The sequence below is a fragment of the Hymenobacter jeollabukensis genome, from assembly GCF_005771675.1.
In the GTDB taxonomy this organism is placed as follows: domain Bacteria; phylum Bacteroidota; class Bacteroidia; order Cytophagales; family Hymenobacteraceae; genus Solirubrum; species Solirubrum jeollabukense.
The window spans coordinates 520,165-537,108 of the sequence record NZ_VAJM01000002.1; the positions used below are offsets into that span (position 1 = coordinate 520,165).

A 16,944-nucleotide genomic window follows, 5' to 3' on the forward strand; every position below is an offset into this window, starting at 1 on the left:
GTCAGTTGTCAGTTGTGGGTTGTTAGGACCTGACGAAGCCCGGCTTCGCAAGTCCAGACTAACAACTGACAACCGATAACTGACAACTTTTTTTAGCAAGCATGGCTAACCTTAAAGAAATCCGCGGCCGGATTCAGTCGGTCAGCTCGACGCAGCAGATTACCAAAGCCATGAAAATGGTGGCGGCGGCCAAGCTGCGCCGTGCGCAGGACAACATCATGCGCATGCGGCCCTACGCCCAGCGTCTCAACGGCATCCTGTCGAACCTCTCGCAGGGCGGTGGAGCTGAGGTGACCGGGGCGTACGGCGTGGTGCGCGAGGTGCGCCGCGTGCTCATCATTGCCATTACCTCGGACCGCGGCCTGGCCGGTGCTTTCAACAGCAACGTGTTCAAGGGCGTAAACCAAGTGGTACAGGAGCGTTACGCCGCCCAGGCGGCCGCCGACAACGTGAGCATCATGGCCATCGGCCGGAAGGCGCACGACTACTTCGGCCGCCGCGGGGAGCTGGTGGGCAACTACACCCACGTGTTCCAGCAGCTGTCGTTTGATACGGTGCGCGCCGCCGCGGAGGAGGCCATGGCCGGCTTCCGCGACGGGCAGTTCGACGAGGTGGTAATCGTGTACAACGAGTTCAAGAACGTGGCTACGCAGATCATCCGCACGGAGCAGCTGCTGCCCATTCTGCCCCCCGCCGAGCCCGTGGGCGCTACCGCTACGGCTTCGAACGTGGATTACATCTTCGAGCCGAGCAAGGAGGAAATCGTGCAGACCCTGATTCCGACTTCGCTGAAAGTGCAGCTCTACAAGGCGGTGCTGGAAAGCAACGCCTCGGAGCACGGCGCCCGCATGACGGCCATGGACAAAGCCACCGAAAACGCCGGTGAGCTGCTCAAGGCCCTCAAGCTGACCTACAACCGCGGCCGTCAGGCCGCCATTACCAACGAGATTCTCGAAATCGTGGGTGGGGCCGAAGCCCTGGCGGCCAGCCGCTAGTACTGACTCGCAAAAGCTAAACCGGCCCGCTTCCCGCAAGGGAGGCGGGCCGGTTTGCGTTGGGGGCAGCCAACACCGCGCCGCGCTCCGCAGAAGCCCTACGCGCACCGGGAGGAGTTTCGCGGACTACTTATCTTTGGCTACCGTACCCCGAGGGGCCCGTCAAAGCCGTTGGCGCAAGCGGCGGATAGTGGCAATAGCTTACACGCGTTATACTCTCCCTTTTCTGTGAAAAAACTGCTACGAAACCCACTCCGCACGATTCATGCGCGGATGCTGCCCGGCTGGCGGCCGGCAGCACTGGCGGCTCTGTTGCTATTGCTGCACTTCGCTTCCTGGGCCGCCAATCCATCGGCCGGGCCGGTAGCCACGGCAGCACCCTCGCTGGCGCAGGTACTGAATCCTGATGGAACGCTCAAGCCCGGTACCACGGGCTCATTCGATGCCCGGCAGTTTGTCTTGTCCACGGCGCCGGATGGGCGGCCCGTCTTCCGGCCGGCTGGGGTACGGAGCACGCACGGCCCGGGCGACGACAAATGGCTGAATGGGTTCACGCTGCCCGGCGTGAATGCGCAAGTGCGGGCCCTTGCGGTCAGCGGCCCGGATGTGTACGTGGGCGGCTTTTTCACGACAGCCGGCGACAAGGCGGTCAGCTACGTGGCGAAGTGGAACGGCAGCAGCTGGAGCCGGCTGGGTACGACTGGCCCGAACGGGTTGGTGCATGCGTTGGCCGTAAGCGGCAGCACCCTGTACGCGGGCGGCGAATTCAACCAGGCCGACGGCGTCGCGGCGCCGGGCGTAGCTCGGTGGAACGGCAGCAGCTGGAGCGGCCTGGGCACCGGCATTACGGGCGTGGTGTACGCGCTGGCTGCCAGCGGCTCGGACCTGTACGTGGGCGGCGGCTTTACCCAGGCGGGTGGGGCGCCGGCCAGCAACGTGGCCCGGTGGAACGGCTCGGCCTGGAGCAGCCTGGCCACCGGCGTCAATGGCGTCGTGTATGCCCTGGCCGTGAGCGGGTCGGACCTCTACATGGGCGGCCGCTTCACGCAGGTCGGGGCCGTTTCGGCGCGGGGGCTGGCCCGGTGGAACGGCAGCAGCTGGAGCGGGGTCGGCGGCGGCGTCAATGGCTGGGTGAATGCCCTGGCCGTGAGTGGCAGCGACCTGTACGTGGGGGGACGCTTCACCCAGGCCGGCAACGTGTTGGCCAATAACGTCGGCATCTGGAACGGGGGCAACTGGCTCATGATGGGCAGCAGTTCGGGGACCAACGGCGTGAGTGATGAAGTCTTTGCCCTGACGGTAAATGGCAACGACGTCTACGTCGGGGGCTCGTTTCTGGGGGCGGGCGGCACGCCCGCCGTGGGGGTGGCCAAGTGGGATGGGGACTGGAGCACCCTGGGCCCTGGCCTGAGCATTGAAAGCGCCCGTACCGTACGGGCGCTGACCAGCACCGGCGGCGAGGTGTATGCGGGCGGCGACTTTGCCATAGAAGCGCAGCCGACCCCGAGCGGGGCGACGGCGGCCCTCAACGTGGGCAAGTGGAACGGTAGCCGTTGGAACGGCCTGGGCACCGGGCTCGACGGCCCGGTGCGGGCGGTGGCCGTGAGCGGCAACGACGTGTACGTGGCCGGTAGCTTCACCCAGGCCGGCAGCGTGGCCGCCGCCCACGTAGCCCGGTGGAACGGCAGCAGCTGGAGCAGCCTCGGGGCCGGCGTCAATGGCGTCGTGAATGCGCTGGCCGTGAGTGGCCCCGACCTGTACGTGGGCGGTGACTTCACCCAGGCCGGGGGCCTCGCGGCTAACTACGTGGCCCGGTGGAATGGCAGCAGCTGGAGCAGCCCGGGGGCCGGCGTCAATGGCGTCGTGTTTGCGCTGGCCGTGAGCGGCTCGGACCTGTACGCCGGCGGCTTTTTCTCCGAAGCCGGCGGCGTGCCCGCCAGCAACGTGGCCCGGTGGAACGGCAGCAGCTGGAGCAGCCTGGGCACCGGCGTCACGAATATCGTGCCCGGCAACGGGGTATTTGCCCTGGCCGCCAGCGGCTCGGACCTGTACATGGGCGGCAACTTCAACCGCGTGGGCGGGGTAGCCGCCAACAACGTGGCCCGGTGGAACGGCACGGCCTGGAGCAGCCTGGGCACCGGCATCAGCACCGGCAGCACCGCGGGCGGGGGCGTGGGCGCGCTGCTCGTGAGCGGCGGCACCCTGTACGTGGGCGGCCGCTTTGTGGCCGCTGGCGGGGTACCCGCCCAGAACCTGGCCCGGTGGAACGGCGCGGCCTGGAGCAGCCTGCCCACGGGCGGAGCGGGCAGCGCGGCGGTTACGGGCCTGGCGGTAAGTGGCCCGAACCTGTACGTGGTTGGCGCCGACTCCCAGAGCCCCACGACCCCGACCAGCACCATTGCCCGGTGGGACGGCAGCAGCTGGACTAGCCTGGGCACCGGCCTCAACGGGGCCGTCGAGGCCGTGGCCGTGGGGACGGGCGGACAGGTGTATGCCGGCGGCGGGTTTGTCGCCGTGGGCGACGGCAGCAAGGTGACGGCCCATTTCGGGGTGTACGACCCGGCGGCCCTGCCCACGGCCGCGCGCCCGCGCGCCTCGGCCCCCAACCTGGCCATCTACCCCAACCCGGCCCGCGCCGAAGTACGGGTGCGCGTGCCGGCCGCCGCCACCGCCGTCGTGGTAACGGACCTGGCCGGCCGCACGCTCCGCACCATCCCGCTCCGCCCCGGGCAGGCCGAAGCGCGGCTGTCGTTGCGGGGCCTGGCGCCGGGCGCCTACTGGCTGCGGGCCGGAGCCGCGGCGGGCAAGCTGCTGGTGGAGTAGCCCGGCGAACCGTCGGCCAAACGCAAGCCGGCCCGCTTCCTCGCAGGAGGAAGCGGGCCGGCGTCGTTGGTAGTGCGCACGAGCGAGCTGGCTCGTGCGCATGAGGCAGCATGGTAGTGCGCACGAGCGGGCTTGCTCATGCGCACGAGCGTCAGCCCTTCTTCGCGGCTTTGCGCTCGGCGGCCGGCACGGCCGCTTCTACGCGGCGCAGCACGGCCTGCCCCAGTAGCTGTTCGAACAGGGCGCTGGGCACGAAGTTGACCTTGATCTTGCGAATCTGGGCGGCCGTAAAGGCCGATTCCGTATCGGTGCCGTCGCTTTGCAGCGTGACGCGGAACGAGCCCAGGTCGCCGAGCTGCACGATTTGGCCCTCGGCCAGCTCGCGGGGAATTTCCTGCAGCAACGACTCCAGCGCCGCCTTCACGTCGGAAGAGCTGAGGGAGGTGCTGCGGCTGATTTTGTCGGCCATGCCGCGCTCGGTCGTGACGCCGCGGGAGCGGACGCTGGCGTACCACTTTTTGGGGCCGGTAGTAGTGCCGGGCAGGCCGCGCTGCACCAGGCTGTATTCGATAGGCATACGAGAAGAATGGTAAAATGAGGCTAGTAATATAAGGTGATTCGCAACAGATGAGGGAAGCCGCTCATCTTTTTTGTAAGACCCACCCCGGCCCGCCGCCGCGCCCCGACGACATATGCGATGCGCGCTGGCCGGCGCGGGCGGCCCCCGCTACCGGTGCATGTACTGGCGCCGGGCCAGCTCCTGGCTGGGCCGGGGCGCCTTCGGGTGGGCCTCCAGCAGCGCCAGCACCAGCGCGGGCGTGAGCTGGGTGAAGTCCTTGATGACCATCATCGGCGCCTGAAACTGCCGGGCCGCCAGCGTAGTGCCGACGGCTACGCAGCGCATCCCGCCCCGGTAGGCCGCCTGCTCGCCCAGCAGGGCGTCTTCGAAGACCACGCAGCGCTCCGGCGGCATGCCCAGCTTGCGGGCCGCCACGGCGAAGGTGTCGGCGTGGGGCTTGCCCCGGTCCACGTCGTCCTTGCCGACGATGACGTCGAAGTGGCGGCGCAGGTCGAGGTGGTCGACGATGTAGCCGATGGTTTCGGCACCCGAGCCGGTGCCCAGGGCCAGTCGGAAGCCGGCGGCGCGGGCCGCTTCGAGAAACCGGGTGAGACCGGCCAGCTCCCGGCGCTTGTCCCAGTAGAGCACCCGGTAGAGGAATTCGCGGCGGTCGGCGTACTGCTTCAGCTCCTTATCGGGCACCGGGCTTCGGAAGACAGTTTTGAGGATGGTGGTGGCGGGCATCCCGTTGAGCCGCCGCAGCAGGGGCAGGGCTTTGGTGGTCAGGCCCAGCTCGCGGAACAGCAGCTGGAAGGCGCGGGCCTGGTAGCGGGTATTGTCGATGAGCACGCCGTCCATGTCGAAGATGAGGGCGTGGTCGGAAGCAGCGAGGGGCATGGCGGGCGGATTATGTAGAGGCGCGACCCATCGCGTCTCAATCGTTGAACGGCGACAACGGAACGATGACCGTTTAACGACGAGACGCGATAGGTCGCGTCTCTACCGGTATAGGCCTTCGCCGTTGTCCCATTCCTTTTCCCAGCGGCTGGGGTTGGTGACGATATAGTGACGGATACGGGTCAGTTCGTGGGCCGAGCGGATTATACGGTCGTGGAAGCGGGCCTGCCACTGAAACGGCAGGCCGTGCATACGGGCAAAGGTGGTTACGCCGGATTTAAAGCCGCGCAGCACGGAGGCCAGGTTCTCGCGCTGTGGGCCGAAGCGGTTGGCATACGGCAACGGCGTGTCGTCGGGCGTCGGTTTGTCAAACAGCAACACGCCGTGTAGGTGGTCGGGCATCAGCACGAAAGCATCCAGCGTGGCAAACGGTGCGAACTGCGGAATGCTGGCCCAGCCCGTCAAGACCCGCTTGCCCAGCGGAGTGGGGCGTACAATAGCGGCTGCCCAGTCGTGGCCGGGCACTTCTACCGTGCCGAAGTGGGGCTGCCGGCCTTGCGTACAGATGGTTACGAAATAGGCCCCGCTCTGCCCGTAATCATAACCGGCCAGCCGGGTAGAGGGGACACGGTAGCGCCCCTGAAATAACTCGTCACTAAGCATAGCAGAAAAATAATGTAGCGCCGCAAGCCATAGCGCCGCGTCGGAGGATGGTAAGTTGTTAGCTGACTTCAAGCTAATCAACGATAACAACCTCAGCAACGATTGAGACGCGATGGGTTGCGTCTCTACACGGTTGCGGGTTTGGGCCGTAACTTTGGCGGCCCCGATTGACTGTCAGCTCCTCGAGGCCCGCTTACCACCGTTCCGATTATGCGAAATACCTTCCTGACGGGCCTGCTGGCCGCCGCCGCCCTGCTGAGCGGCCCGGCGGCTTCGGCCCAGAAAACCAAGCCCCTGCCCCGCCCCAAGCTGGTGGTGGGCATTGTGGTGGACCAGATGCGCTACGACTACCTCTACCGCTACTGGAACAAGTACGGCGCGGACGGCTTCCGCCGCCTGCTCGGCGAAGGGTTCAGCTTCGAGAACTGCCACTACAACTACGTGCCCACCTACACCGGGCCGGGCCACGCCAGCATCTACACCGGCACCACGCCCAGCACCCACGGCATCATCGGCAACAACTGGCTGGTGCGCGAGGCCGGCAAGGCCACCTACGTGACCGAGGACAACACCGTGCAGGCCGTGGGCGGCACGGCGGCGGCCGGGCAGATGTCGCCGCGCCACATGCTGACGACCACCATCACCGACGAGCTGCGCCTGGCCACGAATTTTCAGGCCAAGACCATCGGCGTGTGCATCAAGGACCGCGGCTCCATTCTGCCGGCGGGCCACGCCGCCTCGGCCGCCTACTGGTTCGACAACGCCAACGGCGCCTTCATCACCAGCACTTTCTACACTTCGCAGCTGCCCGAGTGGGTGCAGCAGTTCAACGCCCGCAAGCTGCCGCAGCAGTACCTGAGCAAGCCCTGGGAGCCGCTGCTGCCGCTGGCCGCCTACACCGAAAGCACCGCCGACGACGTGGCCTGGGAAGCGGCCTTCCGCGGCGAGCAGAAGCCGGTGTTTCCGCACAACCTGCCGGTGCTCAGCGGCGTGGCGCCGGCCCAGGCCCCCGCGCCCGCGCCCACCGGCGGCGAAGCCCCGGCCACGGCCGCCGCGGCCAACCTCGACGTCATCCGCTCCACGCCCTTCGGCAACACGCTCACCCTGGACTTCGCCCTCGAAGCTATCCGGGCCGAGCAGCTCGGCCAGCGCGGACAAACCGACTTCCTGGCCCTGAGCTTCAGCAGCACCGACTACGTGGGGCACCAGTTCGGGCCGAACGCCATCGAAACCGAGGACACCTACCTGCGCCTCGACCGCGACATTGCCCGCCTGCTCAAGGCGCTGGACCAGACCGTGGGCAAGGGCCAGAGCCTGGTGTTCCTCTCGGCCGACCACGGCGCGGCCCACTCGCCGGAGTTTCTCAAGAGCCAGCGCATTCCGGCCGGCTCGGTAGGCCCCCGGCTCTGGCGCGACTCGCTGCAGGCCCGGCTGGTGCGCCGCCTCGGCCCCGGCCAGTGGGTGCTCAGCTACGAAAACCAGCAGGTGTACCTGAACCGCCCGCTCATCGCCCAAAAGAAGCTCGACCTCTACCAGGTGCAGCAGGCGGTGGTGGAGCTGGCAGTGCAGTTTACCGGCGTGTCGCGGGCCATTGCCGCCACCGATTTGCAGAAGTCGCACTGGGAGAGCGGCTTGCTGATGTACCTGGAAAACGGCTACCTGCCCAGTCGCTCGGGCGACGTGATGGTGGTGATGGAGCCCGGCTGGCTGGAGTCGTACGCCTACCCGGTGAACAAGGGCACCACCCACGGCTCGTCGGGTGCGTATGATACCCACGTACCGCTGCTGTTCTGGGGCTGGCGCGTGCCGCAGGGCGAGTCGGCATTTCCGGCGCGGATTACCGATATTGCACCGACGGTAGCCCGGTTCCTTCATATTCAGGAGCCCGACGGCTGCACCGGGCAACCCCTGCAGGACGTGCTGACCAAGAAAAAATAGCGGCGTTCTGGCTCCGCAGGTGGTTTTTCCGGGCCTCCACTGACTTCACTTCATCTTCTTTTACCCGCGCTGCCTTCGCGTGCGAACCGGCAGCCCGCAGTTACCACAATGGCTCATTTCAACCCCTGGCACGACGTTAACTACGGTTCCAAGGCTCCCGGCATTGTCAATGCCATCATCGAAATTCCGAAAGGCTCGAAGGGCAAGTACGAGCTGGACAAGGACAGCGGCCTGCTCAAGCTGGACCGCGTGCTGTTCTCGGCCGTGCACTACCCCGCCGCCTACGGCTTCATCCCGCAGACCTACTGCGACGACAAGGACCCGCTGGACGTGCTGGTGCTCTGCTCGGTAGACGTGGTGCCCATGTGCCTGATCGAGGCCAAGGTCATCGGCGTGATGCAGATGATTGACAACAACGAGGAGGACGACAAAATCATTGCCGTGGCCGCCAACGACGTGTCGATGAACCACTACAACGACATTTCGGAGCTGCCCCCGCACACCCTGCGCGAGATGCGCAAGTTCTTCGAGGACTACAAAGCCCTGGAAAACAAGCAGGTGGTGGTAGAGAAGTTTATGGGCCGCGAGGATGCCTACAAAATCGTGCAGAACAGCATCGACCTCTACGACGAGACGTTCCGCCACCCCAACAACCACCAGGCCCAGCTCTCCATGCTGTAGGCCCGGGTAAGTACGCACCCGCTCCGGGTTACTACTGAAAAAGCCCCGACTGCCCCGCAGTCGGGGCTTTTTTGTTGGGTTGGTGGGCGGGCGGCCCCACCTTCGGCGGGCCGGGGCGTAGAACGGCGCAGGATTTTCCCACGCCCATGACCCAACACACGCCTAAGACGCCGCTGCGGCGCTTCCTCTACCAGAACGGCCTCTCGCTGGTCATCACCGCGATGGTGCTGCTGACCCTGGGCGGACAGACGCTCACCGGCTGGCACGACTACAACATTGAACTACAGGACCTGCACCTGCCGGAGTTGAGCCTGGGCGAGTACGTCACCTCCGGACACTGGGTGGAGGCCACGTTCGAGAACTGGGAAAGCGAATTTCTGCAGATGGCCCTGTACGTAGTGCTGACGGTGAGCCTGCGCCAGAAAGGCTCCGCCGAATCCAAGAAGCTCGACGAAGCCGAAGACGTAGACCGGGAGCCCGACGCCAGCAAGCCTGACGCGCCCTGGCCGGTGCGGCAGGGTGGGGCGGTGCTCTGGCTGTACCGAAACTCCCTGAGCATTGCCTTCTTCCTGCTGTTTCTAGGCGCCTTTTTCCTGCACGGGCTCGGCGGCACGGAGGTCTATAATATTGAGCAGCAGGCCAACGGCAAGCCTCCGGTGGACCTGCTGGGCTACATGGCCACCTCGCGCTTCTGGTTCGAGTCGCTGCAGAACTGGCAGAGCGAGTTTCTGAGCATCGTGAGCATTGTGGTGCTCAGCATCTGGCTGCGGCAGCACGGCTCCCCCGAGTCGAAGCCGGTGGATGCGCCACATGGCGAGACGGGCAAGTAGCAACCTGGCCCAACGCGTTGCCCCGTTGGCTGCGCTGGTCTTCGATTGTTGACGCTGTTTTGCTAGCGTCGGCGCGCCTACTCCGCGCGTGGGTGTTGATGGTGGGCTGTCAGAGTGGCGTTGGCTATTCGGTCATAATCGTTCAACGACGAGACGCGAAGGGACGCGTCTCTACAGCGAGGCGGCGTATTTTGCGGCGTTGAACCGGGCCCGACGTTGGGCCCGACGTTGTTGCGCATGGCCGAGCCCGCCGTTTCCCATCCTGCTACCTCGCGCCTGGCCCACTGGGCGCAGGCGCTGCTCGATGCCGTGCTCTACAGCAACGGGCTGCTGGCCGGGGCGGCGGCGTTGCTGACGGTGTCGTCGGCGCACTACTGGCGGCGGCCCTTGCCTTGGGAGGTGCCGGCGCTGGTGCTGGCCGCCACGCTGTTCGTGTACAACCTCAACGGCGCCCGCCGCCACAACCAGCGCCTGCCGCCCAACGTGCCGCCGCGCCGCCGCTGGATCGTGCAGCACCGCGTGCTGCTGCTGACGCTGGTGCTGCTGTCGGCGCTGGCGCTGGCGGGGCTCTACCTGCTGAGCCCGTTCACCTTACCGCTGACGGGCTTTCTGGCTCACCTGGCACTGCTGTCGTTGGCGTATTCGTGGCCGGTGCTGCCGCCCAAGGAGCCCGGCGGCCGCCGCCGCGGCCTGCGCGACTGGCCCGGCCTGAAGACGTTTCTGATTGCCTACGTGTGGTCGAGCGTGACGGTGTGGCTGCCCGCGCTCTGCCTGGGCCTGCCGCTCAGCGCCGGGCCGGTGCTGCTGCTCTTTGCCCGCCGCTTCTGCTTTATCCTGGCCATTGCGCTGGTGTTCGATCTGCGCGACTACCAGCGCGACCGGCGCCACGGCCCGCTCACCCTGCCCGGGCTGCTGGGCTACCAGGGCGGCCGCTGGCTGGCGCTGGCCTGCACCCTGGCTTCGGTGGTACTGGGCCTGCCCACGCTCAGCCCGGCCGGCCAATTGGTACTCCTGCTGCCCGCTCTGCTCACCGCCCTGGTCGTCTGGTTCGCCAACGAAACGCGCTCCGATTATTACTTCGCCCTGCTCGCCGACGGCGTGCTGCTGGTGCAGGCCGCCGCGCTGATGCTGGCGGTTATGGTGTGAGTGAGTGAGTGAGTGAGTGAGTGAGTGAGTGAGTGAGTGAGTGAGTGAGTGAGTGAGTGGAAAAGCACGTCATCCTGGGGCGTAGCCGAAGGACCTTCCTCGAACCCCGCACCGCCGCTACCTACGAAGTGCAGATGCTTTTTTTGATAACCGAAGTAACGGCGAAGCGCGGCCCCGTAGCCCGAACGATAGGCCGTTAGCGGCTGCGCTTTTCCGTTGGTACAAGGTACGAGGAGAGTCCTTCGGCTACGCCTCAGGATGACGTCTCTTCTTCATCTGGTTCTCCATACATCAGAAGTCCGCCTCCGTTGTCAGCTCCTGCAGAGCTTGGCCGATGTAGCGGGGCAGGTCGCCGGCAATGAGGCCGGCCTGGCCGGTGTGGGCGGCGGCCAGGTCGGCGCCGCGGCCGTGGGCGTAGACGGCCAGCAGGGCGGCATCGAGCGGGGCGAGGCGCTTGTCGGCGCGCAGGGCCAGGCAGAGGCCGGTGAGCACGTCGCCGCTGCCGCCGGTGGCCAGGCCGGGGTTGCCGGTGGTATTGAAGTAGAGCTGCCCGTCGGGGGCGGCTAGGCAGGAGTAGGCGCCCTTCAGCACCACGTAGCAGCGGTACTGGCGGGCGAAGTCGCGCAGCAGCTGCAGGCGGTGGTAGTCGTCGCGGGCGGGCTCGGTCAGGCGCTCAAACTCCTTGGGGTGGGGCGTGAGCAGGGTATCGGGCGGCAGCAGGTCGAGCAGGGCGCGGTTGGCGCCGAGCAGGTTCAGCGCGTCGGCATCGAGCACCAGCGGCACGCGGGCGGTGCCGAGCAGGTCTTCCAGCGCGGCGCGGGTGTCGTCGTCCTGCCCGATGCCGGGGCCCATACCCACGGCATTGTAGGGCGCCAGCTCGGGCAGCTCGCTCAGGTGGTTTTTCTCGGGGTCGACCAGGCACATGGCCTCGGGCACGGCGGTCTGCAGCACCGCATAGCCCACGGCGGGCACCTGCACCGTGAGCAGACCCACGCCCCCGCGCAGGCAGCTGCGGGCGGCCAGCACAGCCGCGCCCAGCTTGCCCTTGCTGCCGGCCAGCAGCAGCGCGTGCCCGAAGGTGCCCTTGTGGGCAAACGTCGGCCGCGCCGGCAGCCGACCCGCCAGCAGCGCGGCGTCCACCAGGTGCAGGTCGGCGTCGACTTCGGCCAGAAACTGCGGGCTCAATCCTATGGGCAGCGCCTGCCAGCGGCCCACGTAGCGGGCGTTCTGAGGCAGCAGCAAGGCCAGCTTGGGCAGCTCAAACGTGATGGTGTGCCGGGCCTCCACCACCGGGCTGTCCGGGGGCTGGGGCGCGTCGGCGAAGAGGCCGGAGGGCAGGTCGATGCTCACCACGCGGGCCCGGGCGGCGTTCAGGTGCTGCACCAAAGCCGCGGCGGCGCCCTCCAGCGGCCGGCTCAGCCCGGTGCCGAACAGCGCGTCGATAATCACCGTGCCGGGCTCGATGGGCGGCAGCTTCTGCGGCTGCCAGTCGGCCACGGGTACCTCGGCGGGCAGGCGCTGGCGGTTGTGCTCAAAGTCGGCGGAGTGCTTGTCGGCCGGCAGCAGGCCCACTTGCACGCGGTAGCCGCGCTGGTGCAGCAGGCGGGCGGCCACCAGCCCGTCGCCGCCGTTGTTGCCGGGGCCGCAGAGCACCAGGATTTCCCCGGCATCGGCGGGAGCAAGGCGGGCCGTGAGCCAGTCGGTGAAGGCAGTGGCGGCGCGCTCCATCAGCGCCACCGAACGGATGCCTTCGTCTTTGAGGGTGGCGGCGTCGGCCTGGCGGGTCTGGGCGGCGGTGAGGAGCTTCATGGAGCGCGGATTTAGACGAGTGTTCCGAATTACACGGATTTTGGGGACGATTGATGTCCGGCGGAGCCGAAGGCAGTCGGCCAACGTCCGGCGGCAGCTGCCACCGGGGGTGGCGTGGCTTGGCATCGGTGCATCCTGCAAGGAGCGCAAAGCGTACGTTTGCCCCGTATGCTACGAACAATCCGCGTTTCGATAGTGCTGCTGGGCGTGTTGGCCGCCTGCCAGTCGGACCCCAAAACCAGCCGGCTCCCGGCCGCCACGGGCCCGGCCGCTCCAGCCACTGGTACCGACCGGGCTGCGCCCGCAGCCTGGACCGGCGCCGTCGACTCGCTGGCGGCCGGGCAGCTGCCGCCGCTGGAAAAGCTGCCCGGCAAGCTGCTGGAGGCCCGGCGCTGGACCGATGTGGCCGGCGAAAACCTGCTGGTGGTATACCGCACCGCGCCGGCCGCCGAGCGCACCACTAAGTACACCGACGAGGAAAGCTACGTGGAGCTGTTCGTCCGCCAGTACGTGCGTGCGCCCGGGGGGCCATACCGGGAGCTGTGGCGGCTGCAGGACGCGGTGCGCAACTGCCCCTTCGACATGGGCCTGGGGCTGCTGCCCGGCTCCACCCGCGTCACCGACCTCGACCGGGACGGCACCACCGAAACCACGCTCGTCTACAAGCTTACCTGCCGCAGCGACGTGAGCCCATCCCAGATGAAGCTCATCATGCACGAGGGCAAGGCCAAATACGCCCTGCGCGGCTTTATGGTGGTGCCCGATTCCCTGCCGGCAGCTCAGCTGGTACCAGCCAATGCCTGTTGCATGGATACGATCAGCCAGGCACAGTTCGATGCTCCCAACGGCTACCAGCTGCAGGCTGGCCGCTACTACAATGAAAAGGATTTTCGCAAGGCGCCCCGGGCATTTCTTGGTTTTGCCCGGGGCCAATGGCGCCGTTGGGTACCTCGCGACCTGGAGCCTGGCACCGACGACGGGGACGAGTAAGGCCGCTGCCTAAACCGCCGGCCCCCCGAAACCGTTGCTAACTATTCTGTCTTCAACTCTGAACCAAACCAACTCCGATATGCTCACCTGGGCCGACGTCATCCGCGAAGCCAACAACGGCACCCCCGCCCCCGACCACCGCGTCGAGAAAACCGATGCTGAGTGGCGCCAGCAGCTCACCGACGAGCAATACTACGTGACCCGCCAGCACGGCACCGAGCGCCCCGGCACCGGCGAGTACTGCGAAGCCCACGACCCGGGCCTCTACGCCTGCGTGTGCTGCGGCACGCCCGCCTACGACTCGCGCACCAAGTTTGAATCGGGCACGGGCTGGCCGAGCTTCACCGAGCCGGTGAAGGACAACGTGGTGAAGTACAAGAAGGACAGCAGCTTCGGCATGGTGCGCGTGGAAGTGCTTTGCAACGTATGCGACGCCCACCAGGGCCACGTCTTCCCCGACGGCCCGCGCCCCTCCGGCCTGCGCTTCTGCATCAATTCGGCCTCGCTGAAGCTGGTGGCCGAAGACGCGAAAGTGCAGCGCTAAGCATCCAAGGCACGCTGGCATGCTGCCGCCGCGGCTCGTTTCCGAACGGCCCGCGGCGGCTTTTTTATGTTTATTGGCCGAGACTTCGTCCCCATCAGTGGTTTTACTGGGGCGGGCGGTACGGGTCGAGCTTGGCGTTTTCCATGAAGCGCGGCGGGTTGGCCAGTGGCGCGAAGCCGAACTGCGCGTAGAGCGAGTGCGCGTCGCGGGTGGCGAGCATCCAACGGCGCAGGCCCTGCAGCTCAGGGTAGTCGCTGATGAACTGCATCAGCTGCTTGCCCAGGCCCTGGCCCCGGAATTCTTCCAGCACGAACACGTCGCAGAGGTAGGCGAAGGTGGCCCGGTCGGAGATGACGCGGGCGAAGCCGGCCTGCCGGCCATCGGGGGCGTAGAGGCCGAAGCACAGCGAGTTCCGGATGCTGCGCTCCACCAGCTCGCGGCCGATGCCGGGCGCCCAGTACGAGTGGTTGCTCAGGAAGTCGTGGATCAGGGCCACGTCGAGGCGGGCCGGGTCGGTGCTGAGGGTGAACTGCTCGGGAGACATGATGGACGAAACGGTCGGGCAAAGTACTGTCATTAATCGGATGGCAAACGGGCAGATTGGGAAGCGTTATATTTGAAAACCCCATTTTTCATTCTCCCACCTCACTTTCATGAAGGCACTGCTACTCCCGGCGCTGCTCCTTGGTACCCTGGCCGGTTCGGCCCTGGCCCAAACCCCAACTGCTCAACGGCACATCGCGCGCCCGCCCGCCGCGGCTCCGGCCGCGCAGCGACTTACCAGCAACCCCAACTTCCGGCTCACTACCGTTCTGAAGCAGCAGTACCGCGGCGGGGCCTGGCTGGACACGCTGCGCTTCACCAACTCCAGCTTCAACGCGGCGGGCCTGCCCATGCGCCAGCTGCGCGAAAACGCGCCCACCCGCGGCGCGGCACTGCGGCCGCTGCGGCAGCAAAACTACCGCTACAACGCCTCCAGCAAGCTGCTGTCGGATACGACCTACGTGTACACCAGTGGGGTGCTGAACACTACCCCGACGCTGACCGTCAACTACGCCTACGACTTGCAGGGACGCTTGCAGCAGGAAATTACGGCCCTGCGCGTGAGCGGTACGTGGCGGCCGTACGGGCGCACCACCTACTTCTACAACACCCAGGGCCAGAACACGCGCATTCTGGACGAGTCCTACTTCGGCTCGGCGTGGCTGGCCGACGACCAGGAAGTGTTCATCTACGACACGCAGGGCCGGGTGGCAATGGCCGATTTTGAGCTGGCCGACGCCGCGGGTACCTCGTTCACCCCATTCATTCGCGACGTCTTCACCTACAACGCGGTGGGCCAACGGACCACCGACGTGCAGCAGCAGTACGTGAACGGCGCCTTCGTCAATACCTACCGCACCACCAGCAGCTACAACGCTACCGGGCTGACCACCGGCTACGTGCTGGAGAAGGCGGCCAGTGCCACCACCTGGCAGCCGTTTATGCAGGGCATCAGCACCTACGACGCCGATGACAACCTCACCCAGGAGCTTAGCCTGCTGTACCGCAACGGCGCCTACGTCAACGACGAGCGGTATCTGTACACTTACCAACGGGTATTGGCCGTGGCCGCCCCGCAGCGTCTCGACGCCGGCCTGAGCGTGTACCCCAATCCCAGCACCGGCTCCGCGCAGGTAAGCTACCAGCTGCCGCAGGCCGCCGTGGCTTCGGTGGAGGTGCTCGACGTGCTGGGCCGGGTGGTGGCCACGCCGCTGCCGGGCCAGCCGCAGGGTATTGGCGCGCAGCGGCTCACGCTGCGCCAGCCCCTGCCGGCGGGCGTGTACACCGTGCGCCTCTCGGCCGCCGGCCGCAGCCAGACGCAACGGCTGCTGGTGCGCTAAACCCGGGCGCATCCAGGTTTTCCGACCGCCGGATCTGCTTGCCAGGTCCGGCGGTTGTGCTTATAGCTCCGGCGGGCGGCGGTGGCGGCGCGGAATTAGCGAAATTCGCGGCCCCGCACGGCACCCGCACCGGCCAGTCTACGTTTGAAGCTGCTGGGAAGCGCCGCGCTTTCCGTTCCATTTCCCCGTTTTTCCACCCCCGCCATGTCTTTGTTATTCACCGATTTTGCCTCCTGGCAGCAGCACTGCGCCAGCACCGGCGAGGCCCTCTGGCAGCCCGTGCTGACCTACGAAATGGAGCAGAAAGGCCGCTCCGAACAGGACATCTGGGACGGCCTGCAGCGCGCCTACGACGTGATGCGCGACGCCGTGCAGACCGGCCTGCGCGAAGACATGACCTCGCGCTCAGGCATGATCCGGAACGGCGCCAAGAAAGTGGCCGCCTCGCCCGTCACCGTCCTCTCGCCCGAGTTCAAGATGCTCATCACCCGCGCCCTCGGGGCCAAGGAAGTCAACTCCTGCATGGGCCGGGTTGTGGCCGCGCCCACGGCCGGCGCCTCGGGCATCCTGCCCGGCATCCTCACCACCCTGCAGGAGCTGCACAAGCTTGAGGACCGCCGCATCCTCGAAGGCCTGCTGATTGCGGCCGGGGTGGCCCTGATCATCGAGCAGAACGCTTCCCTGGCCGGCGCCGTGGGCGGCTGCCAGGCCGAAACCGGCTCGGCTGCCGCCATGGGTGCCGCCGCCATTGTGTACTGCCTCGGCGGCTCGGTAGAAGAAACCTTCGCCGGCGTGGCCATTACCATTCAGTGCATGCTCGGGCTGGTGTGCGACCCGGTGGCCGGCCTGGTGGAAGTGCCCTGCGTGGTGCGCAACGCCTCGGCCTCGGCCATTGCCTTCTCGTCGGCCCAGATTGCCATTGCCGGCGTCGACCCGGTCATCCCCGTCGACCAGTGCGTGGCGGCCCTGGGCGAAGTGGGGGAGAGTATGGAAACGCGCTACAAGGAAACCGCCCTGGGCGGGCTGGCCAACACGCCCCGCGCCCGGCAAATCGAGCAAAAAGTGCTGGTGCAGGACATCCAGATCCTGCCCGACCAGCCGGAAGCGTAAGATGGTCGCATAACCAGATGACTGGGTCTGGAAGCCTGATTTTGGCTTGCCGAACGTCATGCTGAGCTTGTCGAAG

15 protein-coding genes are annotated in these 16,944 nt (G+C 66.7%); 10 read left to right on the plus strand and 5 right to left on the minus strand.

The window, feature by feature from the left end:
- Window positions 1-101 precede the first annotated feature (101 nt).
- Complete coding sequence (gene atpG / locus FDY95_RS06305) at window positions 102-995, plus strand: ATP synthase F1 subunit gamma (RefSeq protein ID WP_138075899.1); 894 nt, start codon at window positions 102-104, stop codon at window positions 993-995.
- Between the two features lie 228 nt (window positions 996-1,223).
- Entirely contained in the window at window positions 1,224-3,818 is a 2,595-nt protein-coding gene (locus FDY95_RS06310; protein WP_138075900.1) for a hypothetical protein, read from the plus strand.
- 151 nt (window positions 3,819-3,969) lie between these two features.
- Here the strand turns inward: FDY95_RS06310 and FDY95_RS06315 are convergent, their stop codons facing one another.
- From FDY95_RS06315 to FDY95_RS06325, 3 genes are all read right to left on the minus strand, one after another.
- A complete protein-coding gene (locus tag FDY95_RS06315) occupies window positions 3,970-4,395 on the minus strand; it encodes an HU family DNA-binding protein (RefSeq protein WP_138075901.1) in 426 nt (141 codons plus the stop codon).
- 150 nt (window positions 4,396-4,545) lie between these two features.
- Entirely contained in the window at window positions 4,546-5,274 is a 729-nt protein-coding gene (locus tag FDY95_RS06320) for an HAD family hydrolase (RefSeq protein ID WP_138075902.1), read from the minus strand.
- Window positions 5,275-5,376: 102 nt separating this feature from the next.
- On the minus strand, window positions 5,377-5,937 hold the full coding sequence (locus tag FDY95_RS06325) for a transposase (protein ID WP_138075903.1): 561 nt from the start codon (window positions 5,935-5,937) through the stop codon (window positions 5,377-5,379).
- A gap of 210 nt (window positions 5,938-6,147) precedes the next feature.
- Between FDY95_RS06325 and pafA the strand changes: the two genes are divergently transcribed.
- The 4 genes from pafA to FDY95_RS06345 all read left to right on the plus strand — a co-directional run bounded on the left by pafA (window position 6,148) and on the right by FDY95_RS06345 (window position 10,532).
- Window positions 6,148-7,875 (plus strand): alkaline phosphatase PafA, encoded by a 1,728-nt coding sequence (gene pafA, locus FDY95_RS06330; protein ID WP_138075904.1) that lies wholly within the window; start codon window positions 6,148-6,150, stop codon window positions 7,873-7,875.
- A gap of 108 nt (window positions 7,876-7,983) precedes the next feature.
- On the plus strand, window positions 7,984-8,556 hold the full coding sequence (locus FDY95_RS06335; RefSeq protein ID WP_111479776.1) for an inorganic diphosphatase: 573 nt from the start codon (window positions 7,984-7,986) through the stop codon (window positions 8,554-8,556).
- A 146-nt stretch (window positions 8,557-8,702) separates the two neighbouring features.
- Entirely contained in the window at window positions 8,703-9,386 is a 684-nt protein-coding gene (locus FDY95_RS06340) for a DUF6766 family protein (RefSeq protein WP_246073944.1), read from the plus strand.
- 237 nt (window positions 9,387-9,623) lie between these two features.
- A complete protein-coding gene (locus FDY95_RS06345; RefSeq protein ID WP_138075905.1) occupies window positions 9,624-10,532 on the plus strand; it encodes a UbiA prenyltransferase family protein in 909 nt (302 codons plus the stop codon).
- Window positions 10,533-10,823: 291 nt separating this feature from the next.
- Here the strand turns inward: FDY95_RS06345 and FDY95_RS06350 are convergent, their stop codons facing one another.
- Complete coding sequence (locus FDY95_RS06350; protein ID WP_138075906.1) at window positions 10,824-12,341, minus strand: NAD(P)H-hydrate dehydratase; 1,518 nt, start codon at window positions 12,339-12,341, stop codon at window positions 10,824-10,826.
- 168 nt (window positions 12,342-12,509) lie between these two features.
- Between FDY95_RS06350 and FDY95_RS06355 the strand changes: the two genes are divergently transcribed.
- The gene (locus tag FDY95_RS06355; RefSeq protein WP_138075907.1) at window positions 12,510-13,331 is read left to right on the plus strand and encodes a M949_RS01915 family surface polysaccharide biosynthesis protein; all 822 of its coding nucleotides are present in this window, start codon (window positions 12,510-12,512) and stop codon (window positions 13,329-13,331) included.
- A gap of 79 nt (window positions 13,332-13,410) precedes the next feature.
- Window positions 13,411-13,875, plus strand: a complete 465-nt coding sequence (gene msrB, locus FDY95_RS06360) for a peptide-methionine (R)-S-oxide reductase MsrB (protein ID WP_138075908.1) — start codon at window positions 13,411-13,413, stop codon at window positions 13,873-13,875.
- A 103-nt stretch (window positions 13,876-13,978) separates the two neighbouring features.
- On the opposite strand, the gene FDY95_RS06365 is transcribed toward msrB, so the two are convergent.
- Complete coding sequence (locus FDY95_RS06365; protein WP_138075909.1) at window positions 13,979-14,419, minus strand: GNAT family N-acetyltransferase; 441 nt, start codon at window positions 14,417-14,419, stop codon at window positions 13,979-13,981.
- 109 nt (window positions 14,420-14,528) lie between these two features.
- On the opposite strand from FDY95_RS06365, the gene FDY95_RS06370 reads away from it, so the two are divergent.
- Entirely contained in the window at window positions 14,529-15,758 is a 1,230-nt protein-coding gene (locus FDY95_RS06370) for a T9SS type A sorting domain-containing protein (RefSeq protein WP_138075910.1), read from the plus strand.
- 204 nt (window positions 15,759-15,962) lie between these two features.
- Window positions 15,963-16,868, plus strand: coding sequence for an L-serine ammonia-lyase, iron-sulfur-dependent, subunit alpha (gene sdaAA, locus FDY95_RS06375; RefSeq protein WP_138075911.1), 906 nt, complete (start codon window positions 15,963-15,965; stop codon window positions 16,866-16,868).
- Window positions 16,869-16,944 lie beyond the last annotated feature (76 nt).

Coding starts and splice junctions, on each gene's coding strand:
- atpG (WP_138075899.1), top strand. CDS start 102: ATGGCTAACCTTAAAGAAATCCGCGGCCGGATTCAGTCGGTCAGCTCG.
- FDY95_RS06315 (WP_138075901.1), bottom strand. CDS start 4,395: ATGCCTATCGAATACAGCCTGGTGCAGCGCGGCCTGCCCGGCACTACT.
- FDY95_RS06320 (WP_138075902.1), bottom strand. CDS start 5,274: ATGCCCCTCGCTGCTTCCGACCACGCCCTCATCTTCGACATGGACGGC.
- FDY95_RS06325 (WP_138075903.1), bottom strand. CDS start 5,937: ATGCTTAGTGACGAGTTATTTCAGGGGCGCTACCGTGTCCCCTCTACC.
- pafA (WP_138075904.1), top strand. CDS start 6,148: ATGCGAAATACCTTCCTGACGGGCCTGCTGGCCGCCGCCGCCCTGCTG.
- FDY95_RS06335 (WP_111479776.1), top strand. CDS start 7,984: ATGGCTCATTTCAACCCCTGGCACGACGTTAACTACGGTTCCAAGGCT.
- FDY95_RS06340 (WP_246073944.1), top strand. CDS start 8,703: ATGACCCAACACACGCCTAAGACGCCGCTGCGGCGCTTCCTCTACCAG.
- FDY95_RS06345 (WP_138075905.1), top strand. CDS start 9,624: ATGGCCGAGCCCGCCGTTTCCCATCCTGCTACCTCGCGCCTGGCCCAC.
- FDY95_RS06350 (WP_138075906.1), bottom strand. CDS start 12,341: ATGAAGCTCCTCACCGCCGCCCAGACCCGCCAGGCCGACGCCGCCACC.
- FDY95_RS06355 (WP_138075907.1), top strand. CDS start 12,510: ATGCTACGAACAATCCGCGTTTCGATAGTGCTGCTGGGCGTGTTGGCC.
- msrB (WP_138075908.1), top strand. CDS start 13,411: ATGCTCACCTGGGCCGACGTCATCCGCGAAGCCAACAACGGCACCCCC.
- FDY95_RS06365 (WP_138075909.1), bottom strand. CDS start 14,419: ATGTCTCCCGAGCAGTTCACCCTCAGCACCGACCCGGCCCGCCTCGAC.
- FDY95_RS06370 (WP_138075910.1), top strand. CDS start 14,529: ATGAAGGCACTGCTACTCCCGGCGCTGCTCCTTGGTACCCTGGCCGGT.
- sdaAA (WP_138075911.1), top strand. CDS start 15,963: ATGTCTTTGTTATTCACCGATTTTGCCTCCTGGCAGCAGCACTGCGCC.